Source organism: Cytobacillus sp. SAFR-174 (assembly GCF_051964675.1).
Lineage (GTDB): Bacteria > Bacillota > Bacilli > Bacillales > Cytobacillaceae > Cytobacillus.
The window spans coordinates 77,344-101,231 of record NZ_JBQCMZ010000005.1; the positions used below are offsets into that span (position 1 = coordinate 77,344).

Genomic DNA, 23,888 nt, shown 5'->3' on the forward strand with positions numbered 1-23,888 from the left:
TGTTCATTGAAAGGAGAAATCGGAAATTGAAGAAATCCATCATCACATTATCATTAGCTGCCGTTCTTGGTTTTGGCAGCATAACAGTGGGGATGCCTATTGAAAAGGCGTCTGCAGCAAATAAACTAAACGATTTAAACAGCCAGCAGGAAAAAATTAACCAGCAGCGTTCCGGAGTAGAATCGAAGTTAAACGATACAGATAAAAAGATCAGCGAAAACCAGAGCGAGCAGCAATCTGTACAAAGTGAGATTGAGCGTCTGGATAAAGCGATCAGTGATGCTTTAGCTAAAATTGAAGAAAAGAATCAAGAAATTGCAGATACAAAAAAGGAAATTGAGAAACTTGAAGCAGAAATTAAAGTATTAGTAGAGCGCATCAAAAAGCGTAATGAACTATTAAAAGACCGTGCACGCAACTACCAGGAAACTGGCGGAATGGTGAGCTATATTGATGTTTTAATGGGTGCGCAGAGCTTTGGAGATTTTGTTGAACGAGTTGGAGCAGTTGCAACAATCGTAGAAGCTGACCAGGAAATTTTACAAGCGCATCAGGCGGATAAAGACGAGCTTGAGAAAAAACAGAATCAGGTAAAAGAAGAGCTTGCCTCTTTAGAAACAATGCGTGCCGAGCTTGAAAGCATGAAAAAGAGCTTAAACGCTCAAAAAGCAGAGAAAGATAAGCTGCTTGCATCCTTAAAGCATGAAGAAGAGGAAATGCATGCCCATAAGCTTGAACTGGCTGAAGAAAATGAGATTCTTGCAGCTCAGGAAGCGGCAATTCAAAAAGCGATCAAGCTTGAGCAGGAAAGACAAGCTGAGGCAGCAAGACAAGCTGAACTGGCAAAACAAAAGGCGGCAGCAGAAGCGGCTAAGAAGAGCAGTTCTTCATCAGCGGGAAGCAGCTCCTCATCTGACAGCGGATCATCAAGCAGCCCGCAGGTATCTGCACCTTCTGTAGCAAGCGGTGCCTGGACAAAACCAGCTGCAGGAAGACTTTCTTCAGGATTTGGCGGCCGTTCTTTAGGCGAGCACTATGGTGTTGATATTGCATCAGGCGGTACAGTACCGATCGTGGCAGCAGCAGATGGTGTTGTCATCCGTTCATATTACTCAAGCAGCTACGGAAATGCGATTTTCATTGCTCACTCTGTAGGCGGACAAACGTATACTACCGTATATGCTCACATGAGAAGCCGTTCTGTCGGCTCTGGCCAGACAGTTTCTAAAGGCCAGCAAATCGGTATCATGGGTAATACTGGACAATCTTACGGTCAGCATCTGCACTTTGAACTTCACAGAGGTTCTTGGAATGCAGCAAAATCAAATGCGATTAATCCTGTAGGCATTGTGCCTCTATAAAAATAGCGTAAAGTGGAAGGAGCATAGCTTCTTCCACTTTTCTTTTACCCGAAAAGAGGGTCTTTAATCCTATTAGACGTCTGTTTTTAAAATACTCTCAAGCAAAAGAAATCATAACTCGTCCATAGCAAACATAGGATGAAATAAGCGAAGACATCCCGCTCCCTTTGCGGGTTGTTTTTATTTATTTAAAAATCGGGGAAGGCCGCAGACGCTGAAAATATACAGGAACGCAGCAAACTGGAAAGGGAGATGACGATGAGCAGAGGATGGATCGCCGTGCTGATGACGGGATCATTGCTGACAGGGGCTGGCGGTACATATGCTGGCATGCAGTGGCTGGCAAAGGAAGCTCCGCAGACAGGAGCCCCAAATCAATTACTAGATTCCAAGGAAAACGGAAAACAGTTAGATCAAGAGAAGGTGGAAAAGATGGAAACGGCCTATCAGCTGATTTTGAATAGCTATGTGGAAAAAGTAGAGGAGAAACAGCTCGTGGAGGGAGCCATCCAGGGCATGCTTGCAACCCTCGAAGACCCATACTCCGTTTATATGGATGAAGAAACGGCAAAACAATTCAGTGATACATTGGAATCTTCTTTTGAAGGAATCGGTGCGGAAGTCAGCATGGTGGACGGAAAAATCATCATTGTTGCGCCTTTTAAGGACTCACCGGCGGAAAAAGCGGGCCTAAAGCCAAAAGATGAAATCTTAAAAGTGGACGGGGAAAGTGTGAAGGGTCTTGATTTATATAAAGCGACCATGAAGATCCGAGGTAAAAAAGGCACAAAGGTAAAGCTTGAAGTTGCGCGCCAGGGATTAAAGGAGCCTTTAAAGGTGGAAGTAAAAAGAGATGAAATTCCTCAAATTACTGTTTACTCAGAAATCAAGAAGGAAAGAGGAAAAGAGGTTGGGTATCTGGAGATTACCTCCTTTTCCGAAGATACATCCAAAGAATTTGCGAAACAGCTGAGTGAAATGGAACAGGAAGGGATCGAAGGGCTTGTCATTGATGTCCGTGGAAATCCCGGCGGTCTCCTGACCTCTGTTCAGGAAATTCTGAAGGAATTGGTTACAGCTGACAAACCATATTTGCAGATTGAGAAACGGAATGGGGAGAAGATGAGGTATTTCTCCACACTTGAAAAGCCAAAAAGCTATCCGATTGCCGTTCTTGTGGATAAAGGAAGTGCCTCTGCATCAGAGATTCTGGCCGGCGCATTAAAGGAAGCGGAGGGTTATGCCATTATCGGTGAGAAATCATTTGGAAAAGGGACTGTTCAGCAGCCTGTTCCGATGGGCGACGGCAGCAATATCAAGCTCACTTTATTTAAATGGCTGACACCAGACGGAAACTGGATTCATAATAAAGGAATCAAGCCTACTCTTGAGGTGAAACAGCCGGATATCTATCAGACTCATCCTTTGCAGGTGGAGAAGCCTTTGGAGATTGATATGAATAATGAAATGGTGAAGAATGCACAGGAAATTCTGGCCGGACTCGGATATGCCCCGGGCAGGACAGATGGCTATTTCAATGATTCCACTGAAGCAGCAGTGAAAGTCTTTCAGCAGCAAAAAGAGCTTGAAGCAACCGGCCGGATAGACAAGAAAACCGCAGCAGCGCTTGAACAGGCCGCAATCGAAGAAATGAAAAAAGAGCAGAACGATTTGCAGCTGCAGACGGCTTTGAGATATATAGCCAAATAGTGACAGGCACCACCCGAATTTTGTCGATTGAAGCAGGAGGAATTTTCCTTCTGCTATTTTTTATTTAAAGCGAGATTGTAATAGGTTTTGCAAGGTGCTTTTGGTAGAATATAGAGTAATAGAGTTTTCTGCTGTTTACATAATTCATGAGAATTTATTAATAGAGGCTGGTGGCAATTTTGATAGAGGAGTGGATTTTTGAGTTTTTAAAAGGAACGGGAAAGCTGCTGTTAAATCCGGTATTTTATTACCTGTTTTTTGTGGCAGCCTTTTTAGGCATTTCCCGTGTAAAGCGAGAGCGAAAGGACTTTTCGGTCCGTGCTGAAAATGCTTATTTTGAGCTGAGGCAGCTTCTTCCGCTGGGGATTCTGGCAGGTCTTGCCGTAAGCGTGGTGATGGTGGGAGCGGGACTTGTCCTGCCATTGGAGACGATTGTGTTTACCGCTGCACTTACGTTCCTGTGGAGCTTAACGGCAAAAGTGAGATGGATGGCGCCAGTTTATACGCTGGGCTTTGCCTTTTTCGCCACAATGTTTGCTTTTGAACAGGAGTGGCCATTGCCGTCATTCGCCCAGTCGGCATCAGATCTTGATTCTTCCATCTTTCCATCCATCGCTGTTCTCCTTGCTCTTCTGGTGATTGCAGAAGGCTTCCTGATTATAAGAAACGGCCGAAAAGGGACATCTCCCAGGCTGGTAAAGAGTAAGCGGGGTCAAATCATCGGCATTCATGAATCCAAAAGAATCTGGATGGTTCCTGTATTTCTGCTGATACCGGGTCAGGCGCTGCAGCTGCCGTTTGAGTGGTGGCCAATGATACCGATTGGCGATGAAATGTATTCACTCATTCTTGTCCCGTTTTCAATCGGGTTTCATCAGAGAATACAAGGTACGCTTCCTAAAGAGGCAACAGCCCTGCTTGGACAAAGAATCAGCGTATTTGGCATACTTTTATTGCTGATTTCTGCTGCAGGCTACTGGTATCCGCTTGCTGCTGTGGGTGCATCTGCACTTGCGATCATCGGGCGGGAATTCATCTCGCTCCGCCAGAGAATGGCAGAGGATCAGGCGCCGTTTTATTTTTCCAAGCGCAATCAGGGAATCATGGTACTCGGGGTAGTTCCCGATTCACCAGCTGATAAAATGTCTCTTGGAGTGGGAGAGGTTGTTACAAAAGTCAATGGCGTGAAAATCCATGATGAGAAAGGCTTCTATGAAGCCCTACAAAAGAACGGCGCTCACTGCAAGCTCGAGGTCTTTGATGTGAACGGACAGGTTCGTTTCGTTCAGCGTGCTCTTTATGAAGGTGACCATCATGAACTGGGGCTGCTGTTTGTACAGGATGAGAAGAAGTGGGATAGTGAAGCGGTATAGAAGATTAATTTTCATTTAATGCTGTGAATGGGTCAGTCTTCCTTAAAAGTAAAAGTTAAAATAAGTTATCAAGGTATTCCTTTTAGTAAAGGAATACCTCAGGCTGTCGACAAAGTCGATAGCCGTTTTTTGTAATTAATACCTCATCAATATATGGTACTGTTTCGGAACATGAACTACCAAATATGCTACAAAAAAAGAAGCAAAACCCCTTTTTCATCAGATGAATTTTTGAATAAGGGGTTTGTCTACACTCTGAGGTATTCCTTTTAGTAAAGGAATACCTTTTTATTTTTTCCGTCCCTGTTATAAGCAATGAGATAAATGACCATATCGGAATTTACTCAATCCCATACAATAGTAAGAAATGTATTTTCCTTTGAAAAAGGGGGTGAAGAAGCTGAAAATCTTGCTGTTATCCGGAGGAATCGGAAAGAGGCTTTGGCCATTATCCAATTCGGTCCGTTCAAAGCAGTTCTTAAAGCTTTTGAAAAATGAACAGGGCGAGTATGAATCAATGATTCAGCGGGTATGCAGGCAGCTTGCTGACGCTGGGCTTTTATCATCCGCCTATATTATTACCTGTGAGAGTCAAATGGATATTATAAAAAACCAAATAGGCAGTCACATCCCCGTTATCTGCGAGCCGAGTCAAAGAGGTACATTCCCATCCATTGTTTTGGCTTGTGCTTATCTTCATTCACATCAACATTCCAGTATTAATGAAACCATTTGTGTGCTTCCGGTCGATTCCTATGTGGAGCCCCGGTTTTATGAACAGCTCTTAACCATTCCGGATATTCTTCAGAAATCGCAGGCAGAACTTGCACTTTTTGGTGCTTTACCTCAGTTTCCGTCTGAGCAGTTTGGATATATCGTACCTAAGCAGGCTCTAAAGGAAGAAGTTGGCTGCCTATTAATCGATGAATTTATAGAAAAACCAAACTCAGACAAAGCCCAGATGCTGATCGAAAAAAATGCTTATTGGAATTGTGGTATATTTGGATTTTCTTTAAATTTTATGATTGAGTACTTGAAAGAAAAGAAGTTTTCTACATCTTACAGCCAGCTGCTGAAAACATATGATCGTCTGCCTGATATCAGTTTTGATTATCAGGTTGTCGAGAAGAATAGCAAGTCGATTGTCATACCCTACTCTGGACAATGGAAGGACCTTGGCAGCTGGGAAGCATTGAGCGGTCAGCTTGCGAATTCGATATTTGGCAAAGGCTCTTTGTCTGAGGATTGTCAAAATACACAGATTGTCAATGAAATGTCCATTCCGATTCATGCCATTTCAGTCTCTGACACTATTATAGCTGCCAGTCCGGATGGGATTCTGGTAGCCAATAAGCACAAGAGCAATGCTATTAAGGAACAGGCTGAAAAAGCAAGACCTATGTATGAGGAGAAAAGATGGGGTGTTTATAAGGTTTTAGATTTTACCAGTACGAACGAAGGTATGCACTCACTATCCAAGCTGATCAAAATAAATCCAGGAAAGAATATCAGCTACCAGACTCACCAATTCAGGCAGGAGACTTGGACTGTCATTTCCGGAGAAGGAAAGTTTATTTTGGATGGACGGCTTTCTTATATAAAGGCGGGGGACGTCCTCCAGATTCCTTTTGGAGCAAAACATGCAGTTAAAGCCATTACATCCCTTGAAATCATAGAAGTCCAGTGGGGAGAAAAGCTGTTGGAAGAGGATATCATCCGGATTGCGGATTCTTGGGATGATACGGTTAACCATAGTATAAAGGGGAGGAATAGATCGTTTCTGTCATCTTCTGTACAATGGGCCAGCATGATATGGAAAATGGTGTTGAAATCTATGAAAACCAGGTTAGGAATGAAAAAGAATTAATCAAATTGTTCGTGATGGCAGGGAGGGAAAGATGTGTCAGATTATCAAGTCATTTGGAAAGGGCCGGTTCTGGATGTAAGCGGATACGGAATTGCGAGCCGAGAGTATGTTCTTGCATTGGACCGTCTTGGTGCCGATATTAAGATTCAGCCATTTACATGGAATTTCCCCTATCAGTTTAATGATCCAGGCAAGAAAGACAGATTGTTACAATTAATAGATACCCCTTACAAAGAAAACAAACAAAAAATTTTAATCTATCATTGTCCCCCAGGGAATATTGAAGATATTAAAAAGGAAAGAAAAACATGTGATCTGATTCTATTGAATACGGTTTGGGAAACAGCGAGGATTCCACGTTCCTGGCTGCCTTTCATTAATGCATGTGATGGGGTATGCGTGCCTTGCAGCCAAAATGTATATGCAATGAAAAAAAGCGGCGTGAAAATCCCCGTGTTTCTGGCTCCCCATGGAGCAGATATACAAACGTTCAATCCTGGAAATAAAAAGCTTGCATTAAAAGAAGCAAATGGGAAGTTTGTTTTTGTTTCGATCTTTGATTTTCAGCATAGAAAAAATCCTGAAACTTTGTTAAAAGCGTATTGGAGTGAATTCACTTCCAGGGATAATGTGCTGCTGATTATTAAAACCTACGGAAGAAGCCGCAAAAATATATTAAATGCTATCTCAAAGTATAAAAGAAATCTTGGGTTTACAAATGGAACGGCTCCCATACATGTATTAACTGGCATTTTGCCGGAAGAACAGATAAAGGGTTTATATACGCTTGGCAATGCCTTTATTCTTCCCACAAGAGGGGAAGGAGTAGGTCTGCCGTACATGGAGGCCTTATCAAGCGGAACCCCGGTTATAGCTACAGGCTGGGGCGGACAGATGGATTTTTTAAACGAACAAAATTCCTTCTTAATTGACTATAAGCTTGAGGACCCGAGGAAAAGTATGTACAGCGATAATGCTATATCAAAACGATATCACCATTTATTTGGGCAGGGCGGCCAGTTATGGGCTGAAGCGGATTTGGAGGACACGAAAAGGAAGATGAGATTGGCCTATGAAAACCCGCACCTTTGTAAGCAGAAAGGAAAAAAAGGGCGATGGGATATGGAGAAGCTTACATGGGATGTGGCGGGGATTTCAATGAAAAAGGCTATAGAAGAGCTTCTTAAATAGAAAGAGTCTTTTCTATAGCTTCATAGATTTTTTCCGCAATGCTTTTCCATGAATAATGACTGTTGATATAATTCTGCCCGTTTGATGCTATCTTATCCAACATTTCAGGCCTGCCTGCATACTCGTTCAATTTATCCGCAAAATCTTCCTGTTCTGCGTGAATATAGTGTTTTTGATCAACGAGCTCCAATCCCCGAATACCGAATAATGTGGAAAACAGGGGGATTCCTGCAGATAGGAATTCAAGTGTTTTAATATTTACTCCTGCTCCGGTAATAACTGGGTTAATGGCGATATCCGCATCGGCAAATAAGGCTAATTTTTCTTGGTGCTGAACGGAGCCCAGTAATTTTATATTTCTTTTCTTTGGATTTTGAAATGAACTGCAGCATCCGCCTGCAATAATAAAATCGATATTCGGGCATTGGTCCGCAAGCTTGTGAATGATAAAATCCGCTGCCTGAATGTTAGGCGGATACTGTGCTCCAATAAACAGGGCTTTCGGCCTGCCTGCAGACCTATTTCTTCGTGGAAGCCACTCACCGGAATTAATTCCATTTGGAGCAAGCTTTACCTTTTGAGGCTCCAGGCCATAAGCCCGAATAAACTCATCCCTCTCGGCAGAGGATGTGGCAAAAATCAAATCAGCGAGTGAAGTTAATCGCTGTTCTGCTTGATAAAGCCGGGGAAGGTACTCTCTTGCCTTCTCATTTTTCCAAAGCTGCTTTGCCAGTGCATATTCATGGTTATGGCTATTAAAAATTCTTGGCTTTTTATCTTTGTTAAAATACAAATCACAATCCAGTAAGTAAGGGGATTCATGAATGATAATATCGCTTTTGTGATAGAGTTTCTTAAAATACCTCTTGTATAAAACGGGATGATTGGCAGACTCCAAACACATAAGTAAAGGAAGTTCATAGGTGTGTGCCGCATCATGAAGCTGCTGCCTTATTCGCGGATAGAGAGGATCTTTTTCTGTTAGGTACTCCCGGAATTTTGAGGAGTATTCGATAACTTTGCCCCTTATGCCGTACGACTGGGATAATAGAGTAATATCATAATAGCGGCTTAATTCGTTATAAATATGAAAATACCTCAAAGTGCCACCGCTTGTAGGCGGGAAAACCGTCGGGAAAATATTAAGAACAAGTAATTTTCTTGCCATATTTTTCTCCTCTCAACGTTTCTTGACCACACTTTGAAAAACGTTCAGCGTTTCTGCTGCAGTCCTTTTCCAGGAAAATTGCTTTGACCGTAGACTGCTCATCTTCCTAAGTCTTTCTCTTGTTGAAGGATTTAACATGCTTTTCATTTTGGAAGCAATGTCCTCAGGACTTTCCGGATCAAAATAGAGAGCTGCATCGCCTGCGATTTCCGGGATGCTTCCCTTGTTTGAACAGACGATCGGTTTCTTGGCCTTAAGAGCTTCAACCAGTGGAATGCCAAATCCTTCGTATAAGGAAGGAAAGACTAAAAAGCTGGAGTTCCAATAAAGAGAAGGCATATCATCCGGCTTTACATACCCTAATACATGAATGTCTCCCTCTAATGAATGGTCACTTATAAACCGCAATACAGACTGGTAAATCCCATTGTTTTTGTCTGCAAAGCCAGTCAGGACCAGCGGTATGGAGGTATTATACTTTTTCCGTAATATCAGAATTGCCTTTAGAAGATTCTGATGATTTTTATGGGGATTATAACTGGAAGGATACAGGGCATATCTATCAGGCAGCTGATATTTTTGTTTCACCCTTTTTCTTTGCGCATGTGCAGGAGCTCTTTCAAATATGGCGGGTGCATTGAGGTGAATGGCATGAATCTTTTCTTTTGGGATAGGCAGATGATTAGCTATAGCATTCTTGGAAAAGTTTGAGACTGTAATCACTTTTGTAAAAGAAGGTGCAAACTGATGATAGTAACGGTTATTTTCATCTAATCCACCTGGCACAAAATGGGGATATTCAGTGTGAAGAACATCATGAATCGTTACGACACTGGGAACATCAATATTTGATATATACGATTTATGCAATGGGCAAAACCAGAGGTCCAGCTGACATTGTCGAATGGATTTATAAATATGAGCTGAATCTGTTAACTTTTGGATTTGAATTTTTTCATGACGGGGAAAGATATTCCTCATATTGGAACTGAGAAAGAGGAACAAAGTAAGATTTTCCCTGCTGTCAGCGAGATGGGTAATCAAATTCTTTATATACTGTTCAACCCCTCCGAATCGATCTTGTGTGAGATTGAGAAGATTAATTCCAATCCTCATGCCTGCAGCCTCCTTGAATGAAGATTTTCTAATGAATACTTTATAATATTCGTTTACTCCAATTAACATCACAATGAATTTACTATTAGTAGAGGGTGATTATGCCTGCGAGGTTGTTTTTTTGTTCTGTATCTTTAAGTAAGTTCTGGACTGCACTCTGGATGAGACGAATATCATTAAGAATTTGTTTTTTTATCTTAGCATTCTTACAGCGATCCATTTCGTCTGTCAGTAATGCGAGTTCATTCTTAAAAATGTCTATTGTATTCATAAGTCTGCTCACTCCTGACTTTAAAGGGGGAAGTTTGTGTCCTGTAGTACTTTATACCTCTAAAAGGATAGGTTTAAACAAAATAATGGAATTATATGAGTAAATATATCTAATCTTATTGTGTGTAATTTCTTAAAATATGAATGATTTTTCCGAAACCTTTTCAATCCCTATTCGTAAAAGAAGTAACATCTTCGTAGGAGTAAACACGCGAATATGGTATCCTTTATTTAATCTATTCAAAGAAAAAGGTGACAATGTGGCAAAGAAAAAACTGCAGTACTGGACTTTGCAATTACTGATAATCTTAACAATCATTTATGTATCAACAAAAATTTCTTTTCTGTTTGAACCGGTCGGCATCTTTGTATCTACTCTATTTTTTCCAATCATAATATCGGGATTTCTGTATTTCTTATTGAATCCGCTAGTTAAACTACTGCAGCGCTACAGGGTGCCAAGAACGGCAGCGATTTTAATTATCTATGCAGCGGTGATCGGTTTAGTGATGCTCGTTATTGGCAACATTGCGCCTCTTATCAGCAGACAGGTTACTGAATTATTCAATGATCTTCCGGGATATGCGAAAACGACAAGAGACTTTGTTAATTCAATGTCTAACACGGAAGAGTTTAAGTGGTTTTTGGCACAGGACTACGTATCCATACAAGAAATTGAAGCCCGCATTATGGATTATGCCAATACGCTCCCAAGCCGTTTGACGCAGGGAGTAGCCGGCATAGTCAGTCTGGTCACGAATATTGCAATCACGATTGTCACGGTGCCTTTCCTGTTGTTTTATATGTTCAAAGACGGCGATAAGTTTCCTGCCGCCGTTTCGAAGTTTCTTCCTGTTGCTTACAGGGAAGAAGGGGTTAAAACCCTTAAGGAAACAGGCGAAACCCTTTCTTCTTACATTCAGGGGCAGATTACTGTGGCGCTGTTTGTAGGGACACTGTCATTTATCGGTTATTTAATCATTGATCTGCCTTATGCGCTGGTTATGGCGCTGATTGTAGCCATCACGAATATTATTCCTTATGTCGGACCGTTTCTTGGCGGTGCACCTGCCGTAATCGTCGCACTTTTTGACTCGCCGACTAAAGCCCTTCTGGTTGTTGTGGTCATCGTGATTGCCCAGCAGGTTGAAGGGAACGTGCTGTCACCGCTGATTCTCGGCAAAACCTTAAACACACATCCGGCCACCATCATTATCCTCTTGCTGGTTGCAGGCAATCTTGCCGGAATTCTTGGCATGATTCTGGCGATTCCTACCTATGCTGTGACTAAAACAATTGTTTTAAATACAATAAGGTTTTTAAGGGCGAGGAAAGCAGCTCGGCTCGAGGAGACGGTTACGTGAAGATGGGGAAGCTCCTTTGCAGAAAGGGGCTTTTTGCTGTATTTGCATGTAAAGCTATAATGAAAATAAAACGAAAGCAGTGATCCCCGTGTGTCTAATCCTTTTTGCATACGAAGTCCATCCGAAATATAAGCTGATTGTTGCAGCCAATCGCGACGAATTTTACGAGCGTCCGACTGCACCTGCACATTTTTGGGAGGATCATCCCCACATTCTCGCCGGACGCGATTTGAGGAAAATGGGAACGTGGATGGGTGTCACTAAAAATGGCAGATTTGCAGCTCTGACAAATTACCGCGATCCAAATGAAGTGACAGAAGTCAAGAGGTCAAGAGGAGATCTGGCGGCGGATTTTTTGAAGGGCAGTGCTTCGCCTGCTGACTTTATGAACAGGGCATCTGAACATCGCGTCAGCTATCCCGGCTACAATTTGCTTGCAGGGAATTTGGACGAGCTTTTTTATTATTCGAACGTGGAGGATAGAATCGAGCAGCTTCAGCCAGGGGTGTACGGGGTCAGCAATCATGTGCTGGATACCGAATGGCCAAAGGTGAAAAAAGGGAAGGAGGGCTTATCTGCTCTCTTAGATAATGCAGTGGGAAACTTAACAGAAGACCTGTTCACACTTCTCCGGAATGCAGACCCCGCCCCGGATGATAGGCTTCCGAAAACAGGAGTTTCACTTGAATGGGAACGGATTCTGTCTCCATTATTTATCAAAAGCGATGGCTATGGAACCAGGAGTTCAACTGTGCTGCTGATGTCAAAGGATGAGATTTTTTACAAGGAAAGGGTACATATTGGGGAGGATAGGCAGGAACAGGAGTTTATCCTTAAAAAATAAGAAGCCAGCTCAGTGATCTGGCTTCTTTTATTCAGGCAAGCGGCAGTGTAATCCGGACTGTTGTGCCTTCATTTTCCCTGCTGTGGATGTATAGGTTTCCGCCGTGGTTTTTAATGATTTTTTTGCAGATCATGATGCCAAGGCCTGTTCCTTTTTCTTTTGTGCTGTAAAACGGCTCTCCCAATTTGGCGAGGCGTTCTTCCGGTATGCCGATTCCTTCATCCTCGACAGTGATGATGACAGAATGGTCCTCCTGGCGGATATCGACGTTTATTTTGCCGCCCATGGGCATGGCTTCCATCGAGTTCTTAATGATGTTAATCAGCACCTGCTTAATTTTATCTTTTTCACAATTCACAAAGAATTCGCCAGGTGACTGAGTTAATTCGATCAGAATATTTTCCATGACTGCCTGGCTGTTTAAAAGAGTAATCACACTTTTTACTATGTTTGTCAGGCAGGTTTTTTCCATTTCGGTTATTTGAGGCTTGGCGAGAACGAGCAGGTCATTGACGATGCCTTCAATCCGCTCCAGCTCATTTAGAATGACCTCTGCGAAATTGTCTTTATGTTCTTCGTATAACAGCTGTGTAAAGCCTTTTATGGCTGTAAGCGGGTTGCGGATTTCATGGGCGATGCCTGCCGCAAGCTGACCGACCACGGAAAGTTTTTCAGCATTCTGCAGCTTTTCTTCAGTCTTCTTTTGTCCAGTTACATCTTTGATAATGATCTGGTAGACTTTTCTGTTCTTAAAAGTGGTTGGGATCAGCTGGACTTCGGCTTTTCTTATTTGTCCGTCAGTCCGGATCAAATTAAGCTCAAAATTCACGCTTAGCTTTGTTTGCAGAAAATCATCGAGGGTGGAATGTTCTGAAGGAGGAGTGTAGTCGTGGAGGGAGGTGCCGATCATCTCATTGATGCTCGTATACCCGAAGAGCTTCTTCCCTTCATTATTGATATAGGTCCAAATCCCCTTTTGAGTCACCATTCCGATCGTATCCTTTGAGTACTCCACCAGAAAACGGTACTTCTCCTGTGTCTCAAGAATTTCCTCTTCCATAATAATTCTCTGTGTCATATCCCGGATTATGCAAATCGCTTCTTTATCCTCATTAATGACTGAAAAATTGGCTTCCAGCCACAAATAATGTCCTTCCTTGTGCCTGAAACGAAAAGTCTCCCGATTATGCGGAAGCTGTTCGAGCTCGGCCAGTGCATCTCTTAGAAGATCCCGGTCATTTGGATGGCAGTATGTGTAAAGACTGCTCCGGTAAAAATCCTGCGGGGAATACCCCAGTGTCGGCAGGCAGGAAGGGGATACATATAAAGCAATGCCTTCTTTTGTCACTCTTGCAATCACATCGCTGGAATGCTGAATGGCCAGCTGCAGATTCCTCGCTTCGACTTTGTCCGCGAATAAATCTGCCGGATTCTCAGTCATAATCATTTTCTCCCTCCTTTTTTGAAAAATGACACTTTTCCATCATTATACAATACATGTTTAGATTGACATATAGGATAAATTTCACTCTATGCCAATTGAAAAGAATAATACCTTGTTAGGTACTATGATCACAGGAGCTTTCTTATTTCCTCTCCAAGGATGAATATCCCTTCCTCCAGTTCCTCCAGCGGGGCATAAGCATACGAAATTCGTATATAATGATTCGGTCCGTCACTGTATATGCTGCCTGGATTCATCAGCAGCTTTCTTGAAATAGCCTGCCGATAGAGACTTCGAATTGGAATATTGGACGGTACTTTCAGCCATATAAAAAAACCGCCTTCTGGAGAATTCCATTCTGCTATCCCGGACAAGTGAGCATCTAATGCATCCAGGGCAGTATTACGGCGAATTCTTAACTTCTCACGTACATTTTCCATATGCTTTTGATAGAGGCCGGTGGACAGCCATTTTTCAGCTACCCTTTGTGAAAGTGAACTTGAACCATAGTCAGTCTGCATTTTAAGATCGGCAAGCCGGTCGATAACAGGTTCAGGTGCTGCTACCCAGCCTATTCGAAGTCCGGGACTCAATGTTTTTGACAAGCTTCCCATATAAAGGACCTGGCCATTTTTGTCCATTGCTTTTAATGGTGGCGGAGGCATTTCATCAAGCCATAGCTCACGGTAAATATCGTCTTCCACAATTGGCAGCTGTTCTATTCTGCACACATCAAGCAGTTCCCTCCTTCTTTTTTCTGTCATTAAAATTCCAGTAGGATTATGATAGGAAGGAATCGTGTATAAAATGGATTTCCCTTTTTCGTATTTCTTCAAAGAGATGCTTTTAGTGATAATTCCCTCCTTATCCATTGGCAGCCCCTTTAAATTCATGCCTGAAGACCGGAAAAGCTGTAAAGAATATAGGTAAGAGGGCTTTTCCAGAAATACGGGTGCCCCTCTTTGCACAAGTCCGAGTGAAACAAGCTGCAGTGCCTGCAGCCCTCCCGAAACAATAAGTATGGAGGAAGGAGAAGTGAAGATTCCGGATGTTGCCAAATACTCACTTACTGCCTGTCTTAATGGGAAATACCCCTTTGGTTCCTCATAACCGAGCTCACTCAATTCATCAGCAGCTTCCTTTAGAACTTTCTGCATTGTTTGTACAGGGAAAATTTCTGGGGAAAGCTCTCCTTTGCTGAGCTGTATAAAAGCGGGGTCCATTTCTAAGTCATTAATTTCCTGAACGATTTTTTCGCTGGCCCTGTGTATCCCTGTATCGATATACTCGCTCCAGCTGGCAGACTGCCTTGAAGCGAGCAGAGTCCATGTATTATTAATAACCTTAGTGCCAACCCCCGTTTTCCCCTCTATTAATCCATCTGCTGCAAGTTCTTCCAGAGCAGTGATAATAGTGCTTCGGTTTACTCCAAACTCTTCAGCCAGTTTCCGCTGGCTTGGAATTTTACTTCCGATTGGCCATTCGCCTTTGGAAATCTTTCCTTTAATCGTTTCCATAACTTGCTGATATTTTGGCAATTGTGCTGTATCCATCCATATAACCGCCTTTATAAAAATTGGCTGGCAAAATTCTTTTCTAATTGGTTGAGGACATTGTATCAGTTATTGCTTATCCTGAAAAGCAGCATAGATAATGGCTGGGAAATGCTGATAAGGGGGATGAAGTTGGCAAATAAAAAATTTATGATTATCGCGGCGCATAGTTCTATTATCATTCTCTGGGCATCCGCATTCCCGGGAATCCGGGCTGGGCTGGAATCATACTCCCCGGAACACCTTGCCCTTTTCAGGCTTTTAATTGGCTCCGCTGCACTTGGTGCCCTCGCACTGGTGACGAAGATGCGCCTTCCGGATATAAGGGATCTTCCTGCCATTTTTATGCTGGGATTCCTTGGTTTTACGGTTTATCATACAGCACTGAATATGGGTGAAAAAACAGTAAGCGCCGGGCCGGCAAGCTTGATTGTATCAATGACTCCAATCTTTTCGGCTGCATTGGCTGCTTTATTTTTAAGCGAAAGGTTTGGAAGAGCAAGGTGGACGGGTTCCGCTGTCAGCTTTGCGGGTGCCGCACTAATTTCGCTTGGTACAGGAGGCGGGTTTGAAATCCAAACCGGTATTTTATTCGTCCTCCTTGCTTCCATTTCAGAAAGCATCTATTTCGTATTTCAGACTAAATATTTTAATAAATACGGATTTTTGTCATTTACATCGTATACGGTATGGGCAGGGACTGCTTTTATGCTGGTTTATCTTCCCGGGCTCGGAAATGAGATCTTTCATGCTTCGGCTGAATCCACTTTAAGTGTCCTCTATTTGGGGATTTTTCCGACGGTAATTCCATATATTGCCCTGGCTTTTCTTGCATCCATAGGGGGAGCGTCTGAAGCGGTGAGTTCTCTATATCTGACTCCAGTAATGGCGTTTGTCATTGCGTGGGTTTGGCTGGGGGAGGTGCCGGCTATGTTATCCATTGTGGGTGGGATGATCGCTCTAGCAGGTGTGGTGATTATTCACCGAAAAGATGGCTCTAAAAATTTACAGAAATTTATGAAAATGGATCAAGTGAAAATATTTAAAAAATATGATTGACATCCTTTTCTTTAAGATGGTAAAGTAATAAACATATTAACAACCGCATAATAAAAATCTTCTTATCAAGAGAGGTTGAGGGACTGGCCCTATGACACCTCGGCAGCGGACAAAAGTGTACCGTGCCAAATCCAGCAAGCATTGCTTGAAAGATAAGAAGAGGACCATTGATAAATGCTGCCCTCTTCTTTCTTTAGAAGAGGGTTTTTGTTTTATGTGGAAAAAATACATCAAGATTCTATTCATAAACATATGAATAATTCTTATCGAGAGAAGCAGAGGGACCTGGCCCAATGAAGCTTCGGCAGCAGGCAGAACGCACCGTGCCAAATCCAGCAGGCAAAAAGCCTGAAAGATAAGGAGAGGATTTCAAAAAACCTCTTCTGGCGGAAGGGGTAAATTTCAGGATATAAATCTTAGTTTTCGCATAGGAATAATTGTTTATAAAGCGGTGACAGGTACCTATACCACATCACGAAAGTGGTATAGGTGCCTGTCACCAACAAAGGAGAGATGCTGCATGATAGAGTTTCAGAATTTAAAGAAGGTCTATGAAAGCGGAGGTCAGCAGGTAGCTGCTCTGGATGGAATAGATTTAAAGATTAATAAGGGTGAGATTTTCGGGGTGATCGGCTTCAGTGGTGCGGGAAAGAGTTCTTTGATCCGCTGTGTCAATTGGCTGGAGAAGCCGACTTCAGGAAAGGTCATTGTAAGTGGCCATGATCTGACGGCTTTATCAGTAAAAGAAATTCGCGAAGTGAAAAGAAACATTGGTATGGTCTTTCAGCATTTTAACCTTTTAAACTCCAAAACCGTGTTTGCGAATGTGGCGATGCCGCTTACACTGGCTAAGATCCCTAAGGATGAAATAAAAAAGCGTGTCCATGAACTATTAGATTTTGTAGGGCTTGCCGATAAGGCGAACAGCTATCCTGATCAGCTATCAGGCGGGCAAAAGCAGCGAATCGGGATTGCAAGGGCGCTGGCGACCCAGCCTTCCATTCTATTATGTGATGAAGCAACGTCAGCTCTGGATCCGCAGACCACCAGCTCGATCCTGCAGCTGCTGAAAAAAATAAATAAAGAATACAACATTACCATTCTGATCATTACTCATGAAATGTCTGTTATCAGGGAGATCTGTGATCGTGTCGCTGTTATCGAGGCAGGGAAAATTATTGAAGAAGGAACCGTCTTCAATGTCTTTTCCTCACCAAAAACTCCAACAGCGAAAAACTTTGTCAGCACGGTTATGAATGATCAAATACCTGACTCCATTAAGCAAGTAATTGAAAAACAGCAGGGGCTTCAAAAGGTATTCAGAATCAACTTTGTCGGAAACTCTGCAGGGCAGCCGCTGCTTTCTCAGGTTGCCAAAAAGTTTAATATCGACTTCAACGTCCTGTTTGGAAATATTACTGAACTGCAGGGAACACCATTTGGCAACCTGATTGTCGAATTCCAAGGTCCGGACAGTGAAATCAAACGTGCTATTCAGTATATCAGCCAGGAAAAAGTTTCAATAAAGGAAGTGACATCACGTGCTAGTTAACCAGGAAAAAATCATCGAAGCCTTAATCGAAACGGTCCAAATGGTGGCATTCTCCTTGCTGTTTTCAGCTTTTATCGGACTGCCGCTCGGCATATTGCTTGTTGTGACAAGGAAAGGGCATCTGCTGGAAAACACCGTTGTTTTTAACATCATAAACAGCATTATTAATATTTTCAGATCAGTCCCCTTCATCATTCTAATGGTAGCCATCATCCCAATCACACGGATGATTGTCGGAACATCGATTGGAACTGCTGCAGCCGTAGTGCCGCTCGTCTTTTATGCAGGACCATACATTGCGAGATTAATAGAAAACTCATTGCTTGAGGTTGATCCGGGAGTTATTGAAGCGGCAGAAGCAATGGGAGCGACACCTGGCCAGATCATTTTAAAGTTTCTGATACCGGAAGCACTCAGTTCGCTGGTATTAGGCTTTACCATTGCGACAATCGGTCTGGTCGGAGCTTCAGCCATGGCCGGGGCAGTCGGAGGAGGCGGCCTTGGTGACCTTGCCATTACATACGGCTACCAGCGATTCGATACAACCGTCATGCTGATTACCGTTGCAATTTTAGTGGTCATGGTTCAAGGCCTGCAGTCATTCGGAAATATTTTATCAAAAAAAATCAGAAGAAGATAACTTAGGAGGAAACACATCATGAAAAAACTGTTTTTATCATTCATTATTTTAGCATTGGCTGTGTTCACTGCGGCATGCTCAAGCACAACAGGCGGAGAAGAAACAAAGAAGGTTAAATTGGGTGTCAGCGGATCAGATACACGCATCTGGGACTTTATTGCCGAAAAAGCTGAAAAAGAAGGCATTGACATTGAGGTTGTGACTTTCTCTGACTATGTGCAGCCAAATGTAGCCCTTGCAGAAGGTGATCTTGATGTAAATGCATTCCAGACTGTCGCTTATTTCGACACTTTTATTAAAGAGCATAATATGGATCTTACACCGATTGCGACAACTGTTTTAGCACCAATGGGTCTTTATTCTGAGAAAGTAAAATCTGTAGAAGACATTCCGGAAGGCGGCAAAATCGCCATTCCAAATGATGCTTCTAATGGCGGAAGAGCCCTTCTTTTACTGGAGGAAGCCGGCCTGATCAAATTATCCGAGGACTATGACGGAAATCTGGACTTGAATAAAATCGTTGAAAACAAAAAGAACCTTGAATTTGTAGAAATGGTATCAGCGCAGACGCCGCGTGCACTTCCGGATGTGTCGGCTTCAGTCATCAATAACGGAATTGCCGTAGACGCCGGATTCAACCCAACTAAGGATTCAGTGTTTATTGAAAGCGAAACCGCTACACCTTATGTAAATATCATTGCTGTAAGAACAGAAGACAAGGATAACAAAACGCTTAAGAGAATTGCGGAACTTTACCAGGAAGATGATGTAGCTGATTTCATCACGAAAGAATATGACGGAAGCATGATCCCGACGTTCATTCCATTAAGTGATATTGGCTGGTAATTAATTTATCGCAGTCTAACGGGCAGTAAGACCCCCACACCAAGACTCAGAGGAATCAAAGGAGGATAAGTGGGGGATAAGGAAAATCCCCACTGATTTAAGTTTCACTTTATAAAAGGAGGAACAATGATGACGGCACCTGTAAAAGCACTATCCGAACTGAAAGAAGCAATCAGGAAGAATGTTGATGATAATAAGGAACTTTACCTTTCTGCAAGCCATCAGATCCATGCAAACCCGGAAATAGGGAATGAGGAGTTTTTTGCCTCGCGCTTGCTTTCAGGCATTCTTGAGAAGGAAGGATTTGAAGTGGAGCGGGCAGTGGCCGGGCATGAAACAGCTTTTCTGGCCCGGAAAAAATCCGCTAAACCGGGGTCGTCCATTGCATTCCTTGCAGAATACGATGCTCTTCCAGGACTGGGCCATGGATGCGGCCACAATATTATAGGCACAACAAGTGTGGCGGCAGCCATTGCATTGAGCAAGGTTATTGATGAGACCGGCGGAGAAGCAGTAGTGCTTGGAACCCCGGCAGAAGAAGGCGGGCCAAATGGAAGTGCAAAAGGAAGCTTTGTGAAGCATGGATTGCTTGAAGGCATTGATGCTGCCCTTATGGTTCATCCATCAAACCATACCCGCCTCACCAGTTCATCACTGGCTGTGGATCCGCTTGACTTCGAGTTTATCGGAAAGCCTGCCCATGCAGCAGCTTCACCGGAGGAAGGAATCAATGCTCTGGATGCAGTTATTCAGCTGTTCAACGGAATAAATGCTCTCCGTCAGCAATTGAAGGATGATGTGCGAATCCATGGAATTATTACACATGGCGGGGATGCTCCAAATATTATCCCTGAGTATGCAAAAGCCAGATTTTTCATTCGTGCTTCAACCAGAACAGATTTAAATGAGGTAACACGGAAGGTTAAAGCTGTCGCTGAAGGTGTTGCACTGGCAACAGGAGCAAAGCTGAATGTCATCGCATTTCAAAACGAAGTAGATAACCTGCTGTTAAACAAGACATATGACAAGGTGTTTAAAGAAGTGATTGAAGACTTGGGAGAAACCGTAGTGGAAGGGGACCGGGATGGAATCGGTTCGACGGATGCCGGCAACATCAGCCAGGTGGTGCCAACCATTCACCCTTATATTAAAATTGGTGCGGATAATCTCGTTGCCCATACTGTTCCGTTCCGGGAAGCGGCCGCATCTGCAAAAGGAGACGAAGCGCTGCTTACGGGAGCGAAAGGACTGGCACTCACTGCCTTCCAGCTAGTAACTGACCCGGAACTGCTTAAATCCATTAAACAGGAATTTCTAGAGCGAAAGGCTGCTGAATAAGAACAAAAGCTATCCTTTTGCGGGATAGCTTTTTTTTGTGAGTGTTTTCCTCAAATTGGAGAGTTGTTTCCCCAATTTGATGAGTCTTTTCCTCAAAATAAGTGTTCGTTTCCCGAATTTCCCCACTCTTTTCCCAAAGTTCACATTTCTACTGTTCCTTCATCCGTTCCTGTGCCATCCGGATAAGTTCCTTCACCATGCTGCCGCCAATCTTTCCGCCAACTGTTCCTGCCTGTTTGGATGTAAGCGTGCCATTATAGCCTTGCTTCAAAGGCACACCTGCCTCGCCAGCAATTTCATATTTCACAGCGTCCGGATTTTTTCTGTCAACATGATACCCCTGGTTTGCCATTACCTGATTTTTCAGCTGGTCCAATGCACCTCTTGATTCCGGTACTAGCGGGCGTCTTTTTCTTCTGGCCATGATGCATTCCTCCATAATAAATTCTTTTTCTTATTATGTGAAAGAACGCTTGGAATAACACTGAAAAAACTTGTACATCCTTCGGTGAAAAGCTATTCTAATGGTAGAAACCTTGAATTTTTGTGAAAAACCAAAAGAAGGTGTTTTAAATGGGATTAAAATATCTGTCAGCTCTTCTGCTTCCTGGACTGCTGGTATTGTTTTTTACGAGAGTCAGCTATAATCGTGTAATCGGGCTGGTGCTGACGGTGGGACTTATTGCTGCTTCTGTATATAAAGGCTACACCAATTCATTTGCCTTAATCGTTATAGACGCACTTTCGCTGACTGTCGGGTTTTGGTATGCCCAAAAATTGAATCCGAAAATAAAGCCAAGTGCGGAATGAAATTTGCAGAGCCTGTCGAACAAACCTATCGACAGGTTTTTTATTTAATGAGTTAAAAGCTGTATTTAGGCATACGTCATATCAGCTTATAATGAAGTTCAATCAAACGTTTGTTTGAACTCAAGGCAATCAATCAAACGTTTGATTAACCTTTCTTCGACACTCCCCTCAATGATTCGGCATATTTCCCAAGCAATATTTTCTCAGTGAAAACACAAAAACGAATATCCGTTCGCATATTATTGGTTTGTTTTAGGCTCTTTGTGGTAGAATGATGATATGAGTTTTGAGTAAAAAACTGACAAATCAGCGGTGCATCCCGGATCTTGAATTATCTCAATGCTGGTTTGTGATTAATATAAATAGATAAAAGTAATCTGAACGGGAGGCTTTTAGGTGAAGGATCAATTTGAATTAGTCTCAAAATATTCCCCGCAGGGCGACCAGCCGGGGGCGATTAAAGAAATAGTGAAGGGAATCAATTCCGGCAAGAAACACCAGACACTTCTGGGTGCGACAGGAACGGGTAAGACCTTCACGATTTCGAATGTCATAAAAGAAGTAAACAAGCCAACGCTTGTTATTGCCCATAATAAAACACTCGCAGGACAGCTATACAGTGAATTTAAGGACTTTTTTCCAAACAATGCGGTTGAGTATTTCGTCAGCTATTATGACTACTATCAGCCTGAGGCATATGTGCCTTCTACAGATACTTTTATTGAAAAAGATGCAAGCATCAATGATGAAATTGATAAGCTTCGCCACTCGGCGACTTCCTCCCTGTTTGAGCGGAATGATGTCATTATTATTGCCAGTGTCTCCTGCATATATGGTTTGGGTTCACCTGAAGAATACCGTGAAATGGTGCTGTCCCTCAGAGCCGGAATGGAGATTGAGAGGAACCAGCTTCTTCACAGGCTCGTTGACATTCAGTACGAGCGCAATGATATCGACTTCCAGCGCGGTACCTTCCGTGTACGCGGAGACGTTGTCGAGATTTTTCCGGCATCACGGGATGAGCATTGTATCCGTGTAGAATTTTTCGGAGACGAGATAGACCGGATCCGTGAAGTGGATGCCCTTACAGGTGAAATAATGGGTGAACGTGAACATGTTGCGATTTTCCCGGCATCCCACTTCGTAACGCGTGAAGAAAAAATGCGGATCGCCATCCAGAACATTGAAAAAGAGCTGGAAGTGCGCCTTGCTGAATTAAGAGAAAACGATAAGCTTCTTGAAGCACAGCGCCTCGAGCAGCGGACTCGCTATGATCTTGAAATGATGAGGGAGATGGGCTTTTGTTCCGGAATTGAAAACTACTCCCGTCATCTTACGTTAAGACCTCCTGGTTCAACACCGTACACCCTTCTGGATTACTTCCCGGAAGACTTCCTGATTGTGATTGATGAATCACACGTAACTCTGCCGCAAATCCGCGGTATGTTCAATGGTGACCAGGCAAGAAAATCTGTGCTTGTGGACCATGGTTTCCGTTTGCCTTCAGCGATGGATAACAGGCCGCTTACGTTTACTGAATTCGAAAAGCATGTGAAGCAGGCTGTTTTTGTTTCGGCAACACCCGGTCCTTATGAGCTTGAGCATACACCGGAAATGATTGAGCAGATTATTCGCCCAACCGGTCTGCTTGATCCAACAATTGATGTCCGTCCAATCGAAGGTCAAATTGATGATCTCATTGGCGAAATCCAGGATCGTGTTGAGAAAAACGAACGTGTTCTTGTTACCACTTTAACGAAGAAAATGTCCGAGGATTTAACTGACTATTTAAAGGAAATCGGCATTAAAGTGCAGTACTTGCACTCAGAGATAAAAACGCTTGAGCGGATTGAGATTATCCGGGAGCTTCGTCTTGGCAAGTACGATGTGCTGGTCGGGATCAACCTTCTGCGGGAGGGACTGGATATTCCTGAAGTATCCCTTGTTACCATACTTGACGCTGATAAAGAAGGTTTCCTCCGTTCAGAACGTTCACTCATCCAGACGATTGGGCGTGCAGCACGTAATGCAAACGGCCATGTCATAATGTATGCAGACCGGATTACGGACAGTATGGAGAAAGCCATCAGTGAAACAAAGCGCCGCCGTTCCATTCAGGAAGAGTACAATGAGAAGCATGGCATCACACCAATGACTATCCAGAAGGATATTCGCGATTCGATCCGTGCAACCCATGCGGCAGAAGAGCAGGAAGAATACCAGCCGTCAGCAAGGCTCGGCAAGCTGAACAAGAAAGAGCGCGAGAAACTGATCGGCGATATGGAAAAAGAAATGAAGGAAGCGGCCAAATCCCTCAACTTCGAAAGGGCTGCCGAGCTTCGTGATTTAATATTAGAGCTGAAAGCGGAAGGATGACGAAAA

The 23,888-nt window shown here is 43.1% G+C and carries 20 protein-coding genes and 2 riboswitches; of the genes, 14 read left to right on the plus strand and 6 right to left on the minus strand.

Annotation, left to right across the window (positions count from 1 at the left end):
- Positions 1-26 precede the first annotated feature (26 nt).
- The 5 genes from ACTHRG_RS07045 (at position 27) to ACTHRG_RS07065 (ending at position 7,502) form a co-directional block, all read left to right on the plus strand.
- Positions 27-1,361: a murein hydrolase activator EnvC family protein gene (locus ACTHRG_RS07045; protein ID WP_076257497.1), complete on the plus strand. Its 1,335-nt coding sequence runs from the start codon at positions 27-29 to the stop codon at positions 1,359-1,361.
- Positions 1,362-1,619: 258 nt separating this feature from the next.
- Positions 1,620-3,071, plus strand: a complete 1,452-nt coding sequence (locus ACTHRG_RS07050) for a S41 family peptidase (RefSeq protein ID WP_076257496.1) — start codon at positions 1,620-1,622, stop codon at positions 3,069-3,071.
- Between the two features lie 179 nt (positions 3,072-3,250).
- A complete protein-coding gene (locus ACTHRG_RS07055) occupies positions 3,251-4,444 on the plus strand; it encodes a PDZ domain-containing protein (RefSeq protein WP_076257495.1) in 1,194 nt (397 codons plus the stop codon).
- 391 nt (positions 4,445-4,835) lie between these two features.
- A complete protein-coding gene (locus ACTHRG_RS07060) occupies positions 4,836-6,311 on the plus strand; it encodes a sugar phosphate nucleotidyltransferase (RefSeq protein ID WP_440230912.1) in 1,476 nt (491 codons plus the stop codon).
- A 33-nt stretch (positions 6,312-6,344) separates the two neighbouring features.
- Positions 6,345-7,502 (plus strand): glycosyltransferase, encoded by a 1,158-nt coding sequence (locus ACTHRG_RS07065; RefSeq protein WP_440230913.1) that lies wholly within the window; start codon positions 6,345-6,347, stop codon positions 7,500-7,502.
- Here ACTHRG_RS07065 and ACTHRG_RS07070 read toward each other — a convergent pair.
- From ACTHRG_RS07070 to ACTHRG_RS07080, 3 genes are all read right to left on the minus strand, one after another.
- Positions 7,495-8,670: a glycosyltransferase family 4 protein gene (locus ACTHRG_RS07070; RefSeq protein ID WP_440230914.1), complete on the minus strand. Its 1,176-nt coding sequence runs from the start codon at positions 8,668-8,670 to the stop codon at positions 7,495-7,497. The genes ACTHRG_RS07065 and ACTHRG_RS07070 overlap by 8 nt on opposite strands.
- A gap of 12 nt (positions 8,671-8,682) precedes the next feature.
- The gene (locus tag ACTHRG_RS07075; RefSeq protein WP_440230915.1) at positions 8,683-9,786 is read right to left on the minus strand and encodes a glycosyltransferase family 4 protein; all 1,104 of its coding nucleotides are present in this window, start codon (positions 9,784-9,786) and stop codon (positions 8,683-8,685) included.
- A gap of 85 nt (positions 9,787-9,871) precedes the next feature.
- On the minus strand, positions 9,872-10,057 hold the full coding sequence (locus ACTHRG_RS07080; RefSeq protein WP_076257491.1) for a hypothetical protein: 186 nt from the start codon (positions 10,055-10,057) through the stop codon (positions 9,872-9,874).
- A 259-nt stretch (positions 10,058-10,316) separates the two neighbouring features.
- On the opposite strand from ACTHRG_RS07080, the gene ACTHRG_RS07085 reads away from it, so the two are divergent.
- Complete coding sequence (locus ACTHRG_RS07085) at positions 10,317-11,420, plus strand: AI-2E family transporter (protein ID WP_440230917.1); 1,104 nt, start codon at positions 10,317-10,319, stop codon at positions 11,418-11,420.
- Between the two features lie 88 nt (positions 11,421-11,508).
- Positions 11,509-12,264 (plus strand): NRDE family protein, encoded by a 756-nt coding sequence (locus ACTHRG_RS07090; RefSeq protein WP_440230918.1) that lies wholly within the window; start codon positions 11,509-11,511, stop codon positions 12,262-12,264.
- Between the two features lie 31 nt (positions 12,265-12,295).
- On the opposite strand, the gene ACTHRG_RS07095 is transcribed toward ACTHRG_RS07090, so the two are convergent.
- Entirely contained in the window at positions 12,296-13,711 is a 1,416-nt protein-coding gene (locus tag ACTHRG_RS07095) for a PAS domain-containing sensor histidine kinase (protein ID WP_076257488.1), read from the minus strand.
- A gap of 125 nt (positions 13,712-13,836) precedes the next feature.
- Positions 13,837-15,261: a MocR-like pyridoxine biosynthesis transcription factor PdxR gene (gene pdxR / locus ACTHRG_RS07100; protein ID WP_440230919.1), complete on the minus strand. Its 1,425-nt coding sequence runs from the start codon at positions 15,259-15,261 to the stop codon at positions 13,837-13,839.
- Between the two features lie 132 nt (positions 15,262-15,393).
- Here pdxR and ACTHRG_RS07105 point away from each other — a divergent pair, with 132 nt between their 5' ends.
- The 5 genes from ACTHRG_RS07105 (at position 15,394) to ACTHRG_RS07125 (ending at position 20,696) form a co-directional block, all read left to right on the plus strand.
- Positions 15,394-16,320 (plus strand): DMT family transporter, encoded by a 927-nt coding sequence (locus ACTHRG_RS07105; protein ID WP_440230920.1) that lies wholly within the window; start codon positions 15,394-15,396, stop codon positions 16,318-16,320.
- A gap of 59 nt (positions 16,321-16,379) precedes the next feature.
- Positions 16,380-16,479: riboswitch (SAM riboswitch) on the plus strand.
- A 101-nt stretch (positions 16,480-16,580) separates the two neighbouring features.
- Positions 16,581-16,682: riboswitch (SAM riboswitch) on the plus strand.
- Positions 16,683-16,840: 158 nt separating this feature from the next.
- Positions 16,841-17,872, plus strand: coding sequence for a methionine ABC transporter ATP-binding protein (locus tag ACTHRG_RS07110; protein ID WP_440230921.1), 1,032 nt, complete (start codon positions 16,841-16,843; stop codon positions 17,870-17,872).
- A complete protein-coding gene (locus tag ACTHRG_RS07115; RefSeq protein WP_440230922.1) occupies positions 17,862-18,512 on the plus strand; it encodes a methionine ABC transporter permease in 651 nt (216 codons plus the stop codon). The genes ACTHRG_RS07110 and ACTHRG_RS07115 overlap by 11 nt, the downstream gene beginning before the upstream one ends.
- An 18-nt stretch (positions 18,513-18,530) precedes the next feature.
- Positions 18,531-19,358: a MetQ/NlpA family ABC transporter substrate-binding protein gene (locus ACTHRG_RS07120; RefSeq protein WP_076257485.1), complete on the plus strand. Its 828-nt coding sequence runs from the start codon at positions 18,531-18,533 to the stop codon at positions 19,356-19,358.
- A 129-nt stretch (positions 19,359-19,487) separates the two neighbouring features.
- Complete coding sequence (locus tag ACTHRG_RS07125) at positions 19,488-20,696, plus strand: M20 family metallopeptidase (protein WP_076257484.1); 1,209 nt, start codon at positions 19,488-19,490, stop codon at positions 20,694-20,696.
- 148 nt (positions 20,697-20,844) lie between these two features.
- Here the strand turns inward: ACTHRG_RS07125 and ACTHRG_RS07130 are convergent, their stop codons facing one another.
- On the minus strand, positions 20,845-21,120 hold the full coding sequence (locus tag ACTHRG_RS07130; protein ID WP_076257483.1) for an alpha/beta-type small acid-soluble spore protein: 276 nt from the start codon (positions 21,118-21,120) through the stop codon (positions 20,845-20,847).
- A 149-nt stretch (positions 21,121-21,269) separates the two neighbouring features.
- Here ACTHRG_RS07130 and ACTHRG_RS07135 point away from each other — a divergent pair, with 149 nt between their 5' ends.
- Positions 21,270-21,506 (plus strand): DUF2198 family protein, encoded by a 237-nt coding sequence (locus ACTHRG_RS07135; protein ID WP_076257482.1) that lies wholly within the window; start codon positions 21,270-21,272, stop codon positions 21,504-21,506.
- Positions 21,507-21,902: 396 nt separating this feature from the next.
- Positions 21,903-23,882, plus strand: a complete 1,980-nt coding sequence (gene uvrB, locus ACTHRG_RS07140) for an excinuclease ABC subunit UvrB (protein WP_076257481.1) — start codon at positions 21,903-21,905, stop codon at positions 23,880-23,882.
- The last annotated feature ends 6 nt before the right edge of the window (positions 23,883-23,888 follow it).

Bases quoted from the DNA above. Each gene is read 5' to 3' on its own strand.
- ACTHRG_RS07120 (WP_076257485.1), top strand. From the start codon at position 18,531: ATGAAAAAACTGTTTTTATCATTCATTATTTTAGCATTGGCTGTGTTC.
- ACTHRG_RS07075 (WP_440230915.1), bottom strand. From the start codon at position 9,786: ATGAGGATTGGAATTAATCTTCTCAATCTCACACAAGATCGATTCGGA.
- ACTHRG_RS07095 (WP_076257488.1), bottom strand. From the start codon at position 13,711: ATGATTATGACTGAGAATCCGGCAGATTTATTCGCGGACAAAGTCGAA.
- ACTHRG_RS07110 (WP_440230921.1), top strand. From the start codon at position 16,841: ATGATAGAGTTTCAGAATTTAAAGAAGGTCTATGAAAGCGGAGGTCAG.
- ACTHRG_RS07130 (WP_076257483.1), bottom strand. From the start codon at position 21,120: ATGGCCAGAAGAAAAAGACGCCCGCTAGTACCGGAATCAAGAGGTGCA.
- ACTHRG_RS07050 (WP_076257496.1), top strand. From the start codon at position 1,620: ATGAGCAGAGGATGGATCGCCGTGCTGATGACGGGATCATTGCTGACA.
- ACTHRG_RS07125 (WP_076257484.1), top strand. From the start codon at position 19,488: ATGACGGCACCTGTAAAAGCACTATCCGAACTGAAAGAAGCAATCAGG.
- pdxR (WP_440230919.1), bottom strand. From the start codon at position 15,261: ATGGATACAGCACAATTGCCAAAATATCAGCAAGTTATGGAAACGATT.
- ACTHRG_RS07070 (WP_440230914.1), bottom strand. From the start codon at position 8,670: ATGGCAAGAAAATTACTTGTTCTTAATATTTTCCCGACGGTTTTCCCG.
- ACTHRG_RS07135 (WP_076257482.1), top strand. From the start codon at position 21,270: ATGGGATTAAAATATCTGTCAGCTCTTCTGCTTCCTGGACTGCTGGTA.
- ACTHRG_RS07080 (WP_076257491.1), bottom strand. From the start codon at position 10,057: ATGAATACAATAGACATTTTTAAGAATGAACTCGCATTACTGACAGAC.